Source organism: Dactylosporangium cerinum (assembly GCF_042653625.1).
GTDB classification, from domain to species: Bacteria; Actinomycetota; Actinomycetes; order Mycobacteriales; family Micromonosporaceae; genus Dactylosporangium; species Dactylosporangium cerinum.
Map to the genome: position 1 here is coordinate 136,436 of NZ_JBHSIU010000131.1, position 15,862 is coordinate 152,297.

A 15,862-nucleotide genomic window follows, 5' to 3' on the forward strand; every position below is an offset into this window, starting at 1 on the left:
CCCCGGCAACGTTCCGTCGTGCGGCCCGCGTCGTGCGGCCCGCGTCGTGCGGCCCGCGTCGTGCGGCCCGCGTCGTGCGGCCCGCGTCGCGCCGCCCTTCGCGGCACCCGTTTCGGCGGCGAGCGGGTGCCGGGTGGCCCGCGGCCGGGCCCGTGTGCGGGATGCTGTCGGGGTGACCGAACTTCGAGTGCTCCGCGGCGGCTCCGGCACGCCGACGGTGCTGCTGCTGCACGGCCTCGGCGCGACGGCGGACGTATGGGACGGCCTGACCACGCTGCTCGACCGGGCCTGGGTGGCACCCGACCTGCCGGGGCACGGGGGATCGGCGTGGCTGGACGGGTACACGTTCGCCGCGGTGGCCGATGCCGTCGCCGGGCTGGTCGACCCGCGCGGCACCGTCGTGGTCGGGCACTCGTTCGGCGGGGTGATCGGGCTGCACCTCGCCCGCGTGCCCGGGGTCCGCGCCGTCGTCGGCCTCGGGATCAAGGTCGCCTGGACCGGCGAGGAACTCGACCGTGCCGCCGCCCTGGCCAGGAAGCCGCCGGTCATCCACCCGACCCGGGAGGACGCCGCAACCCGCTTCCAACGGGTCGCCGGTCTCGTCGGTCTGAAGGATGACGCGCCGGGCGCGGCGCTCACCCGGGACGGCGACGGCTGGCGGACCACCCACGACCCGAGGACGTTCGCGGTCGGTGACCCCGCCGTCGCCGCGCTGCTGGCCGACGCGCCCGTCCCGGTCGTCCTCGCCCGTGGCGAGCACGACCCCATGGTCAGCCGCGACCAGCTCATGGCGCTGGTCCCGGACGCCGTCGACCTTCCCGGCCTCGGCCACAACGCCCACGTCGAGGCCCCCGCCGCACTGCTGCCCCTCCTCGCTCCCCACCACTGAGGTCCCGGGGCCACTGAAGTCCGGGCCGCGCATCAGTCCGGGCCGCGCATCAGTCCGGGCCGCGCATCAGTCCGGGCCGCGCATCCGGCGTGGCGGGGCGGCCGCGCAGGTGCTTGCAGCGCCGCGCCTGCTTGCAGATCCGTGCCTGCTTGCAGCGCCGTGCCGCGGACCGTCTGATCTACGATCGTGCCGGTGCGGGTCATGTCCTGGAACGTGTGGTGGCGATTCGGCGACTGGCGAGCCCGGCACGGGGCGATCCTCGCGACGCTGCGGGCCGAGCGCCCCGACGTGTGCGGCCTGCAGGAGGTCTGGGCGGTCCGCGACGGCGAGCACCAGGCTGAGCTGCTGGGCCGCGAGCTCGGCATGCACTGGGCGTACAGCCCGTCGCCCAGGCCCGGCCGCTGGCAATCGCGGATCGGCGACCCGGGCATCGACTTCGGCAACGCGATCCTGAGCCGGTGGCCGATCGGCGCCACCACGATCGGGGACCTGGGCGGCGAGGGCCGCACCGTGCTGCACGCCCGCGTCGACGCGCCCGACGGCCCGATCCCTGTGTTCACCACCCATCTGGACTCCAGCCCGGCCGATTCGGCGGGCCGCTGCGCGCAGGTCGAGCGGCTCCTGCCGTTCGTCGCCGCGCACGGTGCCGGCGACCACCCGCCGGTCCTCACCGGCGACTTCAACGCCGAACCCGACTCCGACGAGGTACGCCGCGCCGGCGGGCACCTGACCGCGCCGATCGTGCCCGGGTTCGTGCTGGTGGACGCATGGCGCTACCACGACGGCACCGAACCCGGTTGGACCTGGGACCGCCGCAACCCGCACGTCGCCGGCCACGGGACGCCGAACGCCCGGATCGACTACATCATGGTCGAGCTGCGGGGTTCCGGGCGCGGCTGCGTCGACCGGGTCCACCTGGCCGGCACCGGCCCGCACCAGGGCGTCTGGCCGTCAGACCACTTCGCCGTGGTCGCCGACCTGCGCTGAACCCCGCGCTGAACCCCGCGCTGAACCCCGCGCTGAACCCCGCGCTGAACCCCGCGCTGAACCCCGCGCTGAACCCCGCGCTGAACCCCGCGCTGAACCCTGCGCCGAGGCCCGCGTCGCCGGCCGTGGCTCGCGGGCGCGGCGAGCTATGGTCGGGCCCACGGGAGGTCGGCATGGCGACGATCGCGATCATCGGTGACGTGGGCGGCTGCGCATTGCAACTCGCCACCGCGCTGGAAAGCCTGGACGGCGACACCGTCATCATCCAGGTCGGCGACCTCGTCGACCGCGGGCCGGACAGCACCGGCGTGCTCGACCTCGTCCAACCCAGGATCGACACGACGCCGGGCCGTTGGATCCAGCTTGCGGGCAACCACGAGGCGCAGTACATCGGCGGGGTGACCTTCTGGCCCGAGCGGCTCGGCGACGCCGACGCCGAGCGGCTGCGCGCCTGGTGGCTGCGGGACCGGATGCGGGTCGCGGCCGCGGTCCGCACCGCCGCGGGGGAGGAACTGCTCGTGACGCACGCCGGGCTCACCGTGGCGGCGTGGCGGGAGCTCGGTGGGCCGGTGACCGCCGCGACCGCCGCTGACCTGCTCAACACCAGGCCGGAGCCGCTGCTGTGGGCGGACCGGGGCCCGTTGTGGGCGGAGCACGTCGCCGCGTCGTGGCTGGAGGAGCACGAGCCGATGCCGTTCTCGCAGGTCCACGGCCATTCGTCCATTGTGGACCATCAGCGCCGGGTGTGGCGCTGCCCGGAGCGGGTCCGGCAACGGTCCACCGTGGACTGGGCCGCACGGCACACGACGACCAGGGTGAGCGGCGCCCGGGTCGTCGGCGTCGACCCGAAGCACGGCCGGCAGGGCGCGCCGGCCTGGGCGCCGTTGGTGCTGGCCGGGGCCGAACTGCTCTGACCGCCGCGGCCTCGGTGGCGGCCGGACAAGGTCTCCGACCAGCCCTTCAAGAACTTCGGACAAATAACCCAGATCGGGCGCGGCGTGGCCCGCGGAGAGGCCTGTCGATCTTGCACGCCTGATCGAAGGAGCCGGGTGGTCGCCCGGACGACCACGGCGCTCCCTCGACCAAGCGCGAGCACCGAAGATCGCCGTCCGGGCACCGGTGCCACCCGGTCTCGTCGTTACCGCGGGCGCCCGCCGACGGCCATGGCGGCCAGCCGCCCGGCGGCTGCCACGGCGGCCTCGGCGAAGGCGCGGATGACGACGTGGCATCGGGTCCCGTCGCCGGCCAGCTCCGGCTGGAACAGCGTGCCCAGCAGGAACGGATGCCCGTCCAGCTCAGCGACCCGGACCTCGCCGTCGTCGTCGAAGCCGGTGAACCTCAGCCCGTGCCGGGTCAGCTCCGGCAGGTAGCCACGGTCCAGTCCGTACGCACAGTGGTACCGCTCCACGGACCGCTCGACGCCGAACACCCGCTCGGCCAGCGAGCCGGGGGTCAGGTTGACCGCTCCCTCATGGCCGACGAGCGAACACGCGAGGGGCACGATGACCTGCCGGTCCGAGTCCGGGTCGGTCTCGCCGTGGCTGGCATCGGCGATGCCGCACACGTTGCGGGCGAACTCCAGCAGCAGATGCTGGAACCCGGCGCACGTGGCGAGGAAGGCGATGCCGCGCTCGCGGGCGATCCGCACGGCGTGCAGGGCACCCTCTTCGCTGTGGTACGGGCTGCCGGGCAGCAGCCAGATCCCGTCGAACCCGGCCAGGTCGGTCGCCGCCGCGTCGGGCGTCGGCACCCAGTACGCGTCAAGGCCGATGCCGTGCTGAGCGCGGAGCACCTCGAACAGCCCCGGGATCCGGGTGTGGGAACGCACATGAGGGGAACGGTCGCCGACGAGGGCGATGCGGGCCGTGCGGGTCGCTGTCATGTCTTTCACTGTCCCGCCCGCGGGGTCCATCAGTCCAACAACACATTCGCCTACCGAGATAAGCAATACTGATGTCGTGGACCCTCACCTGCTGCGCACCTTCGTCACCGTCGCCGGCACCGGGTCGTTCTCCGCCGCCGCGCAGGAGCTGGGTTACACACAGTCCGCGGTGTCGCAACAGATCGCCGCGCTGGAGTCCGACCTGGGTGCCACGCTGTTGCACCGCCGGCCGGTCGCGCCGACGGATGCGGGCGCGCGGCTGCTGGAGCACGCCGGGCCGATCCTGCTGCGGTTGAGCGCCGCCCGCGCCGACGTGGTCCGGCTGTCGGGGGCGCCCGCCGCAACGGTCGTGCTCGGCGCCACCCCGTTCGCCGGCAGCACCCGGGTCGCCGCGGTGCTCGCCTCCGTCCAGCGGGCGATGCCCCGCGTGCGGTTCACGCTGCTGCTCACCGGCCGTGACGCGGTGGCCGCCGGTGTCGCCACCGGCACCCTCGACGTCGGGCTGGTCGACGGTGTGACCGCGCCCAGCGACCCGTTGCCGCTGCCCGATGCGGGTCAGCTGGCGACGTCGGTGCTGGTGGAGAACACCGCTGTCGTCGCGTTCCCCGCCGGCCACCCGTTCGCAGGTCGCCGCTCGCTCGGGCTCGCCGACCTGGCCGACGCGACCTGGATCGACGCGCCCGACGCGGCCACACCGCTGCCCCAGCTGCGGGCCCTCGCCCACAGCGGCGGCTTCCGCGACGGCTTCTGCTACCCCGGCACGGACACCGGCGGCCTGCTCGCCCTCGTCGCGGCCGGTGCCGGCCTGGCGCTGCTGCCCGGCCCGGTGACGCACCCGGGCGTCGCGGGGGTCGCGGTCACGCTGCCGCGGCTCGTCCACCGGGTGGAGCTCGTGCACGGCTCGCTCACCCCACCGGCCCGCGCCCTCGCCGAGGCGTTCCAGCCGTAGTCGTCCTCGAGGACGACCACGGGGGTTGCGTTCCAGACCTAGTCGTCCTCGAGGACGATGCGGGGTTCCGTGCCGGAGCAGACGACCTGGGCACGGACGTCACCGCCACCGCTACGGGCCTTGAACCGCAGCGAGGCGACGGCCGCCGGTCCCCGCTGGACGCGTTCGGCCTCGAACCCTGCGTTGGGCGTCCACGAGCGCAGCGTCACCAGCCCCGCCTCGCACACCGCCACGATCGTCCCGCCGGAGGTCGTCAGGGCACGCACGACCCCGGCCGGCGACGACGCGGGCGCAGAGCTCGGGGCCGGCGTCGGCGGGGCGACCGTGGGACCTGAGGACGACGCGGCCAGCCGCGCCTCGACGTCGGCCTCGCTGTACGGCGCGTCCGAGGTGCCGAAGATACCCTGCCGCATCGAGCCGACCGCCCAGGTCGCCACCGCTGTGGCCACCGCGACGGTCAGCAGCCACGCGGCGCCCGCGAGCATCCACCGTCGCACCACCGTCGTCGCCATGCTGACCACTATCCACCGCCGATGGCTAAGAGATGGTTAACCTCGGGCTATGGCGAAGGTGCTGATCGTGGAGGACGACGGGACGATCCGCACCGGCGTCGTGCGGGCGCTGACCGGGCGCGGCCACGTCGTGGTGCCCGCCGCGACCGCGATGGACGGGCTCAAGCTCGCCGTGGCCGAGGCGCCCGACGTGGTGCTGCTCGACCTCGGCCTGCCGGACCTCGACGGCCGGGAGGTGCTGCGGATGCTGCGCGCGGTCAGCCGGGTGCCGATCATCGTGGTCACCGCGAGGCGCACCGAGGGGGAGATGGTCCGCGCGCTGGACGCCGGCGCCGACGACTACGTGGTCAAACCGTACGGCGCCGAACAGATCGACGCCCGGATCCGGGCCGTGCTGCGCCGCGCCGACGGTGGGTCGTCAGGGCCCGAACGGGACCCGGCGCTCGACGTCGACGGTGTCCGCATCGACCCGCGGGCCCGGACGGCGACCCTGGACGGCGTGCCGCTGGACCTGACCCCGCGCGAGTTCGACCTGCTCTACCACCTGGTGTCGCGGGCCGGCGAGGTGGTCGGCAAGCGGGAACTGCTGACCGAGGTGTGGCAGCTGCCGTACACCACGGCGGACAAGACCGTCGACGTGCACCTGTCGTGGCTGCGCCGCAAGCTGGGGGAGACCGCCCAGGAGCCCCGCCGCCTGCACACGGTGCGCAGGGTCGGCGTCAAGTACGGGCTGCAGCCGTGAGGTGGCGGCTGGCGCTGCTCGTGGCGGCCGCGATGACCCTGGTGCTGCTCGCGTTCCTGGTCCCGCTCGCGCTGCTGCTGCGCGGTGTCGCCGCGGACCGGGCCGTGTCGGCGGCCACGACCCAGGCGCAGTCCCTGGGCGTGCTCGTCGCCACCGCCGACCCGCAGTCGTTACGCCTCGCCGTCGAGCAGGTCAATGTGGATGCCCGGCGGCCCGTCACCGTGTACCTGCCGGACGGCACGGTCGTCGGTCCGGCGGTCGGCCGCACCCCGGCGGTGTCCCTCGCCGCCCGGACCACGACCCTGTCCGTCGAGCACGCCGACGGCCGGGAGGTCCTCGTCGTCGTGCAGGGCCTGCCGGAGGGCACCGCCGTCATCCGGGTCTTCGTGCCGCTGGCGGACCTGCGCAAGGGGGTGGCCCGCGCGTGGCTGGTCCTCGCGCTGCTCGGTGTCGGCCTGCTCGCCGTCGGGGTCGCCGTCGCGGACCGGCTCGCCGTCATGGTGGTGCGCCCGATCCGGACCCTGGCAACGGTTTCCGACGCGCTCGCCGGTGGGGACCTGGACCGCCGGGCGCCGGCCGCGGTGGGACCGCCGGAGGTGCGGGCGGTCGCCGCGGCCCTCAACCAGCTCGCCGCCCGGATCCGTGACCTCCTGCAGCATGAACGCGAGCGGGTCGCGGACCTGTCGCACCGGATGAGGACCCCGATGACCGCGCTCCGGCTGGACGCCGAAGGGCTGCGTGACCAGGCCGAGGCGGCCCGCATCCTCGCCCATGTCGCCGCCCTCGACGACGCCGTCACCACCGTCATCGAGGACGCCCGCCGCGAGCGTGACCTGCCGTCCTGCGACGCGACCGCGGTCGTCGCCGAGCGGATCCGGTTCTGGACCGTGCTCGCCGAGGACCAGCAGCGGCCGGTCGAGACCGACCTCCCGGCCGGCCCGCTGCCGGTCGCGGTCTCCGCCGCCGACCTGGCCGCGTGCGTGGACGCGTTGCTGGGCAACGTCTTCGCCCACACCGAGGAGGGCGTCGCCGTCGCGGTGACCCTCGACCCGCGCCGGGTCCTCACCGTGCAGGACGCCGGCCCCGGCTTCGACCCGGCCGCCGGGGCGCGCGGGGTCAGCGGTGCCGGCTCCACCGGCCTGGGCCTGGACATCGCGCGGCGCACCGCGGAGGCTGCCGGCGGCACGCTGACCGTGGACCGTGGACCGCTCGGCGGCGCGCGGGTCACGGTCACCTTGAGCGCGTTAACCGAACCTTAGGGTTGCCACAGCACCCCGATATCGCCGGGCGCTGGAACGTGGTTCCTGCAAGAGCAGAACAACCACGGAGGTGTACGGCAATGCGCAAGCTCCTCATCATCACCGCAACCGTGACGGCGGCCCTCGCCATCGGCGGCACGGCGCTCGCGGCGTCAGGCCCGTCGGGCGACGACCGGCCGGCTCGCGTGTCCACTTCGGACAGTCCGTCGGCGTCGGCGTCGGCGGACGACCACGGCGGAGATCCCTCGGCGTCCCCGTCGGCGTCCAGCGACGACGCAACCGCGTCCCCGTCCGCGTCTCCGTCCGCCGACGACCACGGCGGCAACCGGACCACGGGCTCCGGGAACAGCGGCTCCGGCGGTAGCGGGTCGGGCAACAGCGGGTCCGGCGGCAGCGGCGGCCATGGCTCGGACGACGGGCCGGGCCACGACGTCGGCGACGACCACGGCAGCGGTGGTCACGGTTCGGACGACGGGCCGGGCCACGACGCGGGCGACGACCACGGCGGCGACCGCTGACGAACCCGAACCGGGGTGGTGGCGGCGACCGCGCTGACGGCCTCCGGGCAGATCGCCACCGGGGCCGTCCCCGCCCGGCGTGGACGACGGTCACTAGCCCGCATTGATCGCCGGCCGTCACTGCGCCTCGGTGCCGGCCGGCCTCCGTCCCATCTGGCGGGACTGCCTTCGGAGGCGTGGGGACCGGGTGCGGGCAGGGCGGGGTCGATCTCTGCAACGGGGTTTCAGCGTCTACGCCGGTCAGTCATCCCAGAGCATGAGATTCGAGCGGGGGCGAGGGTTCCGGAAGGGCGGCCGGGTGTTGGCTTCCCGCGTCCTGGTTGCGATCATGGTTCGGTGACCCTGCTCGATGACGACACGCTCGCCGGCTCGGCAGTGGTGGCCAACTCCGCGATGAACCGCGAGCGTGCCCTCGCCGGGGTCAACAGCTACGACCGTGAGCTCGGCTTCAACCCGGTCGAGGCGCTCCTGCCACTGGTCTCCGTGACCGGCGCCCCCGACACCGTCGCGTGGCTCGACCTGTGCTGTGGCACCGGGCGGGCCCTGGTCGAGGCGGCCGAGCGGGTGCGCGCCGCCGGGGTCGGCGATCGGATCCTCGTCCACGGGGTGGACCTCGTCGACGCGTTCGACCCGGCGCCGGACGTGCCGTGGCTGCGGTTGACCACCGCGTCGGTCGCCGACTGGGAGCCCGAGCGGCGGTATGACCTCATCACCAGCGTGCACGGCCTGCACTACGTCGGCGACAAACTGGGCCTCCTCGTCAAGGCGGCGGGCTGGCTGACCGGTGGCGGACGGCTCGTCGCCGACATCGACCTCGACAGCGTCCGGCTCGAGGACGGCAGGCCCGCGGGCCGGCGTCTCGCCGCGCACCTGCGGGACGCGGGCTTCAACTACGACGGCCGGCGCCGCCGGATCGGCCGGGACGACCGCGGCGAGGTCACGCTGCCCTACGAGTACCTGGGTGCGGACGACAAGGCGGGTGCCAACTACACCGGCCAGCCGGCGGTCGACTCCTACTATCGCCGGGTGTCCTGAGCCTGCAAGTGGCTTGCGAGGACCGCCAGGTGGGTCTTCCGGGCGGCGGTGTGACGGTGCAGACCCTCGGTGGTGGGGGTCACGAACACCCCGCGCCGGTCGGCCTCGCACAGGGCCCGTGACACCAGGCCGCTCTTCTCCAGCCGGGCGACCGCCCGCGACAGCGCGCTCTGGCTGAGGTACATGTCCGCCGCCAGATCCTGCATGCGGCGCTTCTCACATTGTTGCGCGACCAGTCGGTCGAGGATCTCGAACTCGCTCATGCTCAGGCCGTGCGCCTCGGACAGCGCGCGCTCCAGATGGCATGCCACCTCGTTGTAGCTGGTCAGCAGCGAGCGCCAGTGCTCTACCAGCGCGGCCTCCGACGTCATGCCGCGCATCCTACCCTCGCACCCCGCCCGAATGCACCTACATTATTTGCACCCGCATTTAGTGCATGGACATTGAATGCACACGCATCTAGTGTTCCGTCCCGTGACTACGACCCTCCCGGCCTCAAGCATCACCACCACGCCGGAGACCCACGCGACGATGACCCCGCGACTATGGGGAGTCCTCGCGGTGCTCTGCGCCGTGCTGTTCCTGGACGGCCTCGACGTGTCGATGGTGGGCGTCGCACTGCCGTCCATCGGCGCCGAGCTCGGCCTGTCCACCACCTCGCTGCAGTGGATCGTCAACGGTTACGTCCTCGGCTACGGCGGCCTGCTCCTGCTCGGCGGGCGCACCGCCGACCTCCTCGGCCGGCGCCGCGTCTTCCTCATCGCGCTCGGCGTCTTCGCCGTCGCGTCCCTGATCGGTGGCCTCGTCGACGACGGCACCCTGCTCATCGCCACCCGCTTCGTGAAGGGCCTCGCCGCCGCGTTCACCGCGCCGACCGCCCTGTCGATCCTCACCACCACGTTCCATGAGGGACCCGCCCGCAACCGGGCACTGTCGGTGTTCTCCGTCTTCGGGGCCAGCGGGTACAGCTCCGGGCTGATCCTCGGCGGCCTGCTGACCAGTGTCGGCTGGCGGTGGACGTTCCTCATCCCGGTGCCGCTCGCCATCGCGGCCCTGGTCGCCGGCGTCGCTCTCATCCCCAGGGATGAGCCGGCCGCCGACGGCGGGCACGACCTTGCCGGCGCGGCCACCCTCGTCGGCGGCATGCTCCTGGCCGTCTACACCGTCGTCTCCGCGCCGGACCGCGGCTGGCTCGACCCGGTGACGCTCGCCTCGGCCCTGATCGCCGCGGTGCTGCTGGTCGGCTTCGTCATCATCGAGCAGCGGGTCGCGCACCCGTTGATCCGCCTCGGCATCCTGCGGGTCGGCTCGATCGTGCGGGCCAACCTCAGCATGGTGGCGTTGTTCGGGTCATACCTGAGCTTCCAGTTCATGATGACGCTGTACCTGCAGGACGTGCTGCACTGGTCGCCGCTGAAGATGGCGCTCGCGCTGCTGCCGGCCGGCCTGCTCGTCGCGTTCGGCTCGCCGTTCGTGGGCCGGCTCATCAACCGCTACGGCACGCCGCGCCTCATCGTCGCCTCGATGCTGTCGATGAGCCTCGGCTACGGCTGGTTCCTGCTCACCGCGGGCAGCGCACCGCACTACCTGGTCGCCATCCTGCCGACGATGCTGCTGCTGGGCGGCGGGTTCGCGTTCGGGTTCAGCTCCATCATGGCCCAGGCCACGGACGGTGTCGCCGACTCGGAGCAGGGCCTCGCCTCCGGTCTGGTGCAGAGTTCCGGCCAGGTCGGGGCGGCACTCATCCTCGCGGTGGTCACCGCCCTCGTCGCCACCAGCGGCTCGGGCACCGGCGACTTCACCCAGTTCCACCCCGGCGTCAACCTCGTCACCGGGATCGCGCTCGCCGGCCTGGCGCTCAGCCTCGTGCCGGTGCTCAACCGGCCGCGCGGCCGGCACGCTTGATGCGACACTGCACGCCATGGTGAAGGCATACGGCATCGGCCCGGTCGGCGGCGAGTTCGTCCGGGCCGATGCCGGCTGGCCCCCGGCCCTCGCGGCGGCCTGCGGGCACACCGCCGGGAGCGCCTCGTTCCGGCTCGACGGGCCGGCCCTCGCGCGCCTCATCGAACACTCGGACCCCGACGACGCGGTCGCGCTGCGCTGGCTCGCCGCGGCCGTCGAACCTCCGGACCCCGAGGACGCCGCCGCACCGCCCCGGCCCAACGGCGACAGCGTGCTGGCCGTCCTCGTCGACGACCTCGCCGCGCCGGGCGCGGACCCCGACGCGGTCAGGCTCGCCGCCCACCTGCTGGCCGGGCGGGTCGAGAACGCCGACGGCACCACCACGCTCTGGCGTCCCGTCGGGCCGCAGGAGCTGCGGCTGGTCGCGGACTCCGGGTGGCGCGAATGGCCGCCGCGCCTGCCGGACCAGCCGATCTTCTACCCGGTGCTCAACGAGGCCTACGCCACGCAGATCGCCCGCGAGTGGAACATCCCCGCGTCCGGGGTCGGTCACGTGACGCGGTTCAGGGTCGAGACGGCGTTTGCCCGGCGGTACACCACCCAACGCGCGGGAGGCGGGCACATCTTGGAGCTGTGGATCCCCGCCGAGGATGTCGCCGCCCTCAACGAGCATCTCGTCGGCACGATCGAGTTGATCGGCACCTACACCGGCTGACTCGGCAAACCGCTTGCACACAGGTCCGCGACGGTGTGGTCTTGAGGCGTGGATGCCCAGCAGGTGCTCGCCCTGTTCGACCGGAAGATCCGTCAGGAGCCCAGCGTCGGTGCCGACTCCGGCTCCGTCGTGGAGCGTGAGCCCGGGATCGTGCGGGTCGTGTCGTCCAGCGACGGCTGGCACGGCATCTCCTGGTGCGACCTGGACGGCCTCGACGCCGACGCCGTCATCGCGGCGCAGATCCAGCGGTTCAGCCGGCTCGGCCAGCCGTGGGAGTGGAAGCACTACTCGCACACTCATCGGCCCTGACCTGGTGTTTCAGCGTCCGTATCCTCCGCCAGGCCGTCATCAGGCCGTGAGCCACCCAGCAGACCGTCGATGGCGCCGCGCGTCCGGTTCTGGCTTGCGGGCATCAGATGGGTGTACGTCCGCAGTGTGAACGCCGTGTCGGCATGGCCGAGGTACTCAGACACCGCTCGGATGGTCTCGCCCGCGTCGAGCAGCGCCGAGGCGTAGAAGTGGCGCAGCGCATGCATGCCGTTCGATCGGGTGGAACCACGGTCGACGCCCGCCGCGGCAAGCGCTTTCTGCCAGTGATTCAGGTCGAAGACAGCCGGGTTGACTGCCTTGCCGAGCGCGTTCGTGAAGACCAACCGTGCCGTAACGAGCTGCGTCGACGTGGGACTTTCCCAGGGCAGGGTGACCGCTACGGGCGCGATCGCCGCCATGTGTCCCTGCAGTTCACTGGCAACGTGTCCAGGAAGCGGAACCCTGCGCTCCTTGTCGCTCTTGGGCAGGCCGAAGACGAGCCGCGAGCGGACCCGTTTCACCTGTCGGCGCACGTGCAGCCAACCACCGTCAAGGTCGAGGTCATCGACGGCCAGGCCGAAGACCTCGCCAACACGGAGACCGCAGCCGGCCGCAACGTCGACGGTGACCCGATAGCGTGTGCTGAGGCCCGTCCGGACCGCGATCACCCTGTCCACCTTCCACGGAACGACCTTCCGCGCATCCGGTTTTGGCGCCACCACCGACGTTGCAGCGCAAGGGTTGGTCCCGATCCTCTTGTCGTCCACGGCCGCGTTGAGAATCGCGTGCAGCACGTCCCACGTAACGGCACGAGTCGAGGGCGCGTAACGCGGCGTCAGCTCCGTATCCCACTCCCGGATGTCCTCCGGTCGGATTGAGCCCAGTTGCCGAGCGCCGAAGAACGGAAGGATGTGCAGGCGGAGCTTGATCTCCCATCCCTGACGCGTCGACTCCTTCATCCGGCTCGTCCGCATCCACTTCTCCGCGTACGCGTGAAAGGTGATCCGGCCGGCACCTGGATCGACGTAGACACCCCGGAACTTGTCCGCTTCAACCGAGACGAGGAACTCCTCAGCAGCCTTTTTGGCGCGGTCCGGGAACGACTTGCTGCGCTCTCTGCCGTTCGGCGCGATGTACCGGACGCGGTACCGCAGTCCTTTGCCGAACAGTTTGGTCTTGACCCGAACGGTCTTGTTGTCCGGCAGACGCACGACCTTGTACCAGCGATCTTCGACATGAGCCATCAGGCGGCCTCACGATCGCGCACCCAAGCCCGGACCTTGGCGGGGTCGTACCGCAGGAACCGGCCGACACGCGCACCTGGCGGACCGCTCCCGTACTTCCGCCACCGGTACAAGGTCTCCACCGGCACGCCGAGGAAGGCCGATACATCCTGGACGTGCCAGAGCCGATCCTCCGGTGACGCCGCGTTCACTGGTGCCCCTTCGTTCGTGTGTCGTTACTGTCCGAAGGGTTCTCAGTGAGTACCTCCGGAGCTGTCATCAACTCGGCGCGCACGACCGAGCCTCCTTCACTGTCCACTATGGATACGAGCAGTTGACACGTACGTGTCATGCCGCGAGGGGTGCGGCGCTGGTGGTGCGCTGTGCGTGCTCGTCCTGCAGGACGTCGTGGAGGGTGTCTGCTCGGGAGCGGGCGAGGGCGGCGGCGGTGTTGGCGAGGAGGGCGTCTCCGGTGGTGATCCAGCCGGTGGCTTCGTAGCCGAGTTGGTAGATGACGAGGTCGGCCTGGTCGTCGTCCCAGGTGTGGGGGTGGCCTTCGGTGCGGCGCCAGATGGTGCGCTGGTGGCGGAGGTGGCCGAGGGTGGCGGAGAAGCCGCGGCTTTTGGTGGCGATGTGGCCGCCGTAGCCGTATTGGTGGGCGTAGCGGCGGAGCCGCCACCAGTCGGGGTGGGCGCCGAGGTCCCAGCAGGCGCGGATGAGCCGTCCGACGTGGGTGGTCGGGTCGGCGTGCAGGTCGACGGTGATCTCGTCGATGCGGCGCAGGTCCAGGCCGGTGACTTCGGTGGACTTGGTGACGTATTTGGCGATGTAGCCGACGATCTGCGATTCGGTGAGTTTGCTGCTGGGGGCGTTGACGTGCTGGATGTCGAGGCCTTTGTCGCCCCACGCGATCCGCCACCCGTGGCCGTTGTTGGCGGGGTGTGGTGCGGAGGTGTAGGCGGTGGATGCGAACGCGGCTTTGAGGATGTCGGCGAGCATCCGGCGGGTGATCTGCGTGGGTGGTGGGGTGATCGCGTCGGGGCAGTCGGGGTTGATCCCGTCGAGGCGGATCAGGGCGTGGTAGTGGATGACGCCTCGGACCTGGAACTCGTACACCTTGAGGTATTTGCGGCGCACGTCGACGCCGAGGCGGCGGGCGAGGCGTTGCAGGAGCCGGTCGGCTTGTTGGATGGTGCGCCGCCACAGTTCGGGTGCTTCGTGGTTCCACACGACCTGCGCGGGGTGGTCGTAGCAGTCCAGGCACAGCGGCTGGCCGAGGCAGTTGTCGGTGGTGGTGTGCCGGTCGGTGCAGCGCATCACGACGCCGTGGGGGCAGGCGCGGCCGAACGGGCGGCAGCGGGCGGGGCGGCAGGTGCAGCGGTCTTTGCGGCGGCAGTCGGCGGCGTGGACCTTCACTGCGCGGTGGTGCACCGGCCCGAATGAGGGTGCGGTGGCGGTGAGGAACACGGCGATGTGTTCGCTCAGGGGCGGGATTCCCCAGCGGTCGCCCTGGAGTCCGGCTTTGATGAGGTGGTACATGTCGCGGCGGTACACCTCGGCGCAGGATGGGCAGACGTTGGCGCGTCGGTTGCCGCACGGGGTGTAGATGGCGCCGTCGGGCATGTCGGCGGTGTCGTAGGTGGCGACGCGTTGCCCGGTGCGGTCGTTGACGTGGATCTGCCCGGCGAGGCGGATCGGCCGGCGGCACGCGGAGGCGCCCCGGACGTGGTGCAGCCATTCGGGGTAGTCGTCGGTGGCGACGCGGTCCAGGGCGGTGGCGCGGGTGCGGGCGGTGTGCCCGTGCACGGTCCCGTCGTTGACGCCTGGGGTCGGCAGGGGTTTTGTCGGCGCCGCCCACGGCCAGTACTCGTCGGCGGTGTTCATCCGGTCACCGCCGCGAGCGGGTGGTGGTGACGGTGTGTCGACGCCGGCCAGCTGGTGTTGGTCGACGCAGCGTGACGATCGGCGGTGTTGGTTGCGGCTTCGGCGGAGGCTCCCGTGCCCGGGACCCTGTGAAGGGTTCCGGGGACGAGAGGAAGCGTCGAGACGCTCACTGGTTGGCTCCGATCCGTACCCCGTTGTGCGGGTGCGTGATGGGCGCCTGGTCGTGAAGCTGGTCGTTGAGCAGGTCCAGCAGCTCCCGGGCGGTGTTGGTAGACACGCGCATCCGGGTGGCGAGCTGGTTGGGTGTGATCGCGACGTTGTTCGCATTGCGGTGCGCGGTCGTGATGAGCCGTGCTCCGGGCAGCAGGTCCCGCAGTTCGGCGGTCTCGTCCGGCCGGGCAGGCAGCGCGGGCACGGTGACCGGTACCGGCTCCGGGCGTGGCTCGAGGATCGGCGGTGCGGGCACGGGCGTGACTTCGCCGGTGTCGGTGCTGGTGTCGACCGCGATTTCGGGTTTCGGGTCAACGGTGGCCGCGGGCTTGCTGGCGACCGGAGCGTCCGTCGCGGGGGCAGTGTCCGGATTGGACGGTGCCGGGGCGATGGGGGCCGGTGCAGGTGCCAGAGGTTCGTTGTGCGGCCGGGATACGGAGAACACCAGCTTGGACAGGGCGAAGAACGCCAGTGCGGGCAGCGCCGAGACGAGCCAGCCGAAGACGGTCGGAACCGCGACCGCGAGCTGCGCGGTGAGCGAGGCGCCGACAGCGGCGACGAGCAGGAACATCGGGTATCCGATCGACGCGCCGGTCTTGCGTCGGCGTGCGATCACGATCAGCGCGGCGGTCGGGATGAGTTCGGTGATGACCGCGTTGGCCCAACCGATCCAGTCCTTCGTACCGTCCGGGCTGTTGTGCATCGTCCAGTCGTGGACGTGGGTGAAGGAGGCTGCGCCGGCCATGACGCCGACGAGCAGCACGATGCAGATGAGCAGACCGTCGGTGAGACGGTCGGTGCCGCGTTTCGCGGCGGGCTGGGTGTTGGTGATGGTGGCCATGG

General features: G+C 72.1%; 18 protein-coding genes. 11 read left to right on the forward strand and 7 right to left on the reverse strand.

Annotated features, from left to right (window positions below; all coding sequences use genetic code 11):
- The first annotated feature begins 172 nt into the window (after positions 1 to 172).
- The 3 genes from ACFPIJ_RS62605 (at position 173) to ACFPIJ_RS62615 (ending at position 2,790) form a co-directional block, all read left to right on the forward strand.
- Positions 173 to 889, forward strand: coding sequence for an alpha/beta fold hydrolase (locus tag ACFPIJ_RS62605; protein WP_380129089.1), 717 nt, complete (start codon positions 173 to 175; stop codon positions 887 to 889).
- A 201-nt stretch (positions 890 to 1,090) separates the two neighbouring features.
- Positions 1,091 to 1,876: an endonuclease/exonuclease/phosphatase family protein gene (locus ACFPIJ_RS62610; RefSeq protein ID WP_380129374.1), complete on the forward strand. Its 786-nt coding sequence runs from the start codon at positions 1,091 to 1,093 to the stop codon at positions 1,874 to 1,876.
- Between the two features lie 173 nt (positions 1,877 to 2,049).
- Positions 2,050 to 2,790, forward strand: a complete 741-nt coding sequence (locus ACFPIJ_RS62615; RefSeq protein ID WP_380129090.1) for a metallophosphoesterase — start codon at positions 2,050 to 2,052, stop codon at positions 2,788 to 2,790.
- A gap of 224 nt (positions 2,791 to 3,014) precedes the next feature.
- On the opposite strand, the gene ACFPIJ_RS62620 is transcribed toward ACFPIJ_RS62615, so the two are convergent.
- A complete protein-coding gene (locus tag ACFPIJ_RS62620; protein ID WP_380129091.1) occupies positions 3,015 to 3,758 on the reverse strand; it encodes a CTP synthase C-terminal region-related (seleno)protein in 744 nt (247 codons plus the stop codon).
- Positions 3,759 to 3,834: 76 nt separating this feature from the next.
- Between ACFPIJ_RS62620 and ACFPIJ_RS62625 the strand changes: the two genes are divergently transcribed.
- A complete protein-coding gene (locus ACFPIJ_RS62625; protein WP_380129092.1) occupies positions 3,835 to 4,707 on the forward strand; it encodes a LysR family transcriptional regulator in 873 nt (290 codons plus the stop codon).
- 38 nt (positions 4,708 to 4,745) lie between these two features.
- On the opposite strand, the gene ACFPIJ_RS62630 is transcribed toward ACFPIJ_RS62625, so the two are convergent.
- Positions 4,746 to 5,219, reverse strand: coding sequence for a hypothetical protein (locus ACFPIJ_RS62630; protein ID WP_380129093.1), 474 nt, complete (start codon positions 5,217 to 5,219; stop codon positions 4,746 to 4,748).
- A 49-nt stretch (positions 5,220 to 5,268) separates the two neighbouring features.
- On the opposite strand from ACFPIJ_RS62630, the gene ACFPIJ_RS62635 reads away from it, so the two are divergent.
- From ACFPIJ_RS62635 to ACFPIJ_RS62650, 4 genes are all read left to right on the forward strand, one after another.
- Entirely contained in the window at positions 5,269 to 5,961 is a 693-nt protein-coding gene (locus ACFPIJ_RS62635) for a response regulator transcription factor (RefSeq protein WP_380129094.1), read from the forward strand.
- Complete coding sequence (locus ACFPIJ_RS62640; protein WP_380129095.1) at positions 5,958 to 7,220, forward strand: sensor histidine kinase; 1,263 nt, start codon at positions 5,958 to 5,960, stop codon at positions 7,218 to 7,220. The genes ACFPIJ_RS62635 and ACFPIJ_RS62640 overlap by 4 nt, the downstream gene beginning before the upstream one ends.
- Before the next feature lie 80 nt (positions 7,221 to 7,300).
- Positions 7,301 to 7,738 carry a hypothetical protein gene (locus ACFPIJ_RS62645; RefSeq protein WP_380129096.1) on the forward strand — a complete coding sequence of 146 codons (438 nt, stop codon included), beginning with the start codon at positions 7,301 to 7,303 and terminating at the stop codon, positions 7,736 to 7,738.
- Between the two features lie 336 nt (positions 7,739 to 8,074).
- Entirely contained in the window at positions 8,075 to 8,773 is a 699-nt protein-coding gene (locus ACFPIJ_RS62650) for a class I SAM-dependent methyltransferase (protein ID WP_380129097.1), read from the forward strand.
- Here the strand turns inward: ACFPIJ_RS62650 and ACFPIJ_RS62655 are convergent.
- On the reverse strand, positions 8,755 to 9,144 hold the full coding sequence (locus tag ACFPIJ_RS62655; RefSeq protein ID WP_380129098.1) for a MarR family winged helix-turn-helix transcriptional regulator: 390 nt from the start codon (positions 9,142 to 9,144) through the stop codon (positions 8,755 to 8,757). The two genes, ACFPIJ_RS62650 and ACFPIJ_RS62655, sit on opposite strands and share 19 nt — an antisense overlap.
- A 103-nt stretch (positions 9,145 to 9,247) precedes the next feature.
- Here ACFPIJ_RS62655 and ACFPIJ_RS62660 point away from each other — a divergent pair, with 103 nt between their 5' ends.
- From ACFPIJ_RS62660 to ACFPIJ_RS62670, 3 genes are all read left to right on the forward strand, one after another.
- A complete protein-coding gene (locus tag ACFPIJ_RS62660; RefSeq protein WP_380129099.1) occupies positions 9,248 to 10,678 on the forward strand; it encodes an MFS transporter in 1,431 nt (476 codons plus the stop codon).
- 346 nt (positions 10,679 to 11,024) lie between these two features.
- Positions 11,025 to 11,393, forward strand: a complete 369-nt coding sequence (locus tag ACFPIJ_RS62665; protein ID WP_380129375.1) for a hypothetical protein — start codon at positions 11,025 to 11,027, stop codon at positions 11,391 to 11,393.
- Between the two features lie 48 nt (positions 11,394 to 11,441).
- Positions 11,442 to 11,702 carry a hypothetical protein gene (locus ACFPIJ_RS62670; RefSeq protein ID WP_380129101.1) on the forward strand — a complete coding sequence of 87 codons (261 nt, stop codon included), beginning with the start codon at positions 11,442 to 11,444 and terminating at the stop codon, positions 11,700 to 11,702.
- On the opposite strand, the gene ACFPIJ_RS62675 is transcribed toward ACFPIJ_RS62670, so the two are convergent.
- The 4 genes from ACFPIJ_RS62675 to ACFPIJ_RS62690 form a co-directional block, all read right to left on the reverse strand.
- On the reverse strand, positions 11,690 to 12,946 hold the full coding sequence (locus ACFPIJ_RS62675) for a tyrosine-type recombinase/integrase (protein ID WP_380129102.1): 1,257 nt from the start codon (positions 12,944 to 12,946) through the stop codon (positions 11,690 to 11,692). The genes ACFPIJ_RS62670 and ACFPIJ_RS62675 overlap by 13 nt on opposite strands.
- Positions 12,946 to 13,137: a helix-turn-helix transcriptional regulator gene (locus tag ACFPIJ_RS62680; RefSeq protein WP_380129104.1), complete on the reverse strand. Its 192-nt coding sequence runs from the start codon at positions 13,135 to 13,137 to the stop codon at positions 12,946 to 12,948. Before ACFPIJ_RS62680 ends, ACFPIJ_RS62675 begins: the two co-directional genes overlap by 1 nt.
- 136 nt (positions 13,138 to 13,273) lie before the next feature.
- Positions 13,274 to 14,809, reverse strand: a complete 1,536-nt coding sequence (locus tag ACFPIJ_RS62685; RefSeq protein ID WP_380129105.1) for a replication initiator — start codon at positions 14,807 to 14,809, stop codon at positions 13,274 to 13,276.
- Between the two features lie 166 nt (positions 14,810 to 14,975).
- Complete coding sequence (locus ACFPIJ_RS62690) at positions 14,976 to 15,860, reverse strand: hypothetical protein (RefSeq protein WP_380129106.1); 885 nt, start codon at positions 15,858 to 15,860, stop codon at positions 14,976 to 14,978.
- Between the last annotated feature and the right edge of the window lie 2 nt (positions 15,861 to 15,862).

Coding starts and splice junctions, on each gene's coding strand:
- ACFPIJ_RS62610 (WP_380129374.1), top strand. CDS start 1,091: ATGTCCTGGAACGTGTGGTGGCGATTCGGCGACTGGCGAGCCCGGCAC.
- ACFPIJ_RS62615 (WP_380129090.1), top strand. CDS start 2,050: ATGGCGACGATCGCGATCATCGGTGACGTGGGCGGCTGCGCATTGCAA.
- ACFPIJ_RS62620 (WP_380129091.1), bottom strand. CDS start 3,758: ATGACAGCGACCCGCACGGCCCGCATCGCCCTCGTCGGCGACCGTTCC.
- ACFPIJ_RS62630 (WP_380129093.1), bottom strand. CDS start 5,219: ATGGCGACGACGGTGGTGCGACGGTGGATGCTCGCGGGCGCCGCGTGG.
- ACFPIJ_RS62635 (WP_380129094.1), top strand. CDS start 5,269: ATGGCGAAGGTGCTGATCGTGGAGGACGACGGGACGATCCGCACCGGC.
- ACFPIJ_RS62645 (WP_380129096.1), top strand. CDS start 7,301: ATGCGCAAGCTCCTCATCATCACCGCAACCGTGACGGCGGCCCTCGCC.
- ACFPIJ_RS62655 (WP_380129098.1), bottom strand. CDS start 9,144: ATGACGTCGGAGGCCGCGCTGGTAGAGCACTGGCGCTCGCTGCTGACC.
- ACFPIJ_RS62675 (WP_380129102.1), bottom strand. CDS start 12,946: ATGGCTCATGTCGAAGATCGCTGGTACAAGGTCGTGCGTCTGCCGGAC.
- ACFPIJ_RS62685 (WP_380129105.1), bottom strand. CDS start 14,809: ATGAACACCGCCGACGAGTACTGGCCGTGGGCGGCGCCGACAAAACCC.
- ACFPIJ_RS62690 (WP_380129106.1), bottom strand. CDS start 15,860: ATGGCCACCATCACCAACACCCAGCCCGCCGCGAAACGCGGCACCGAC.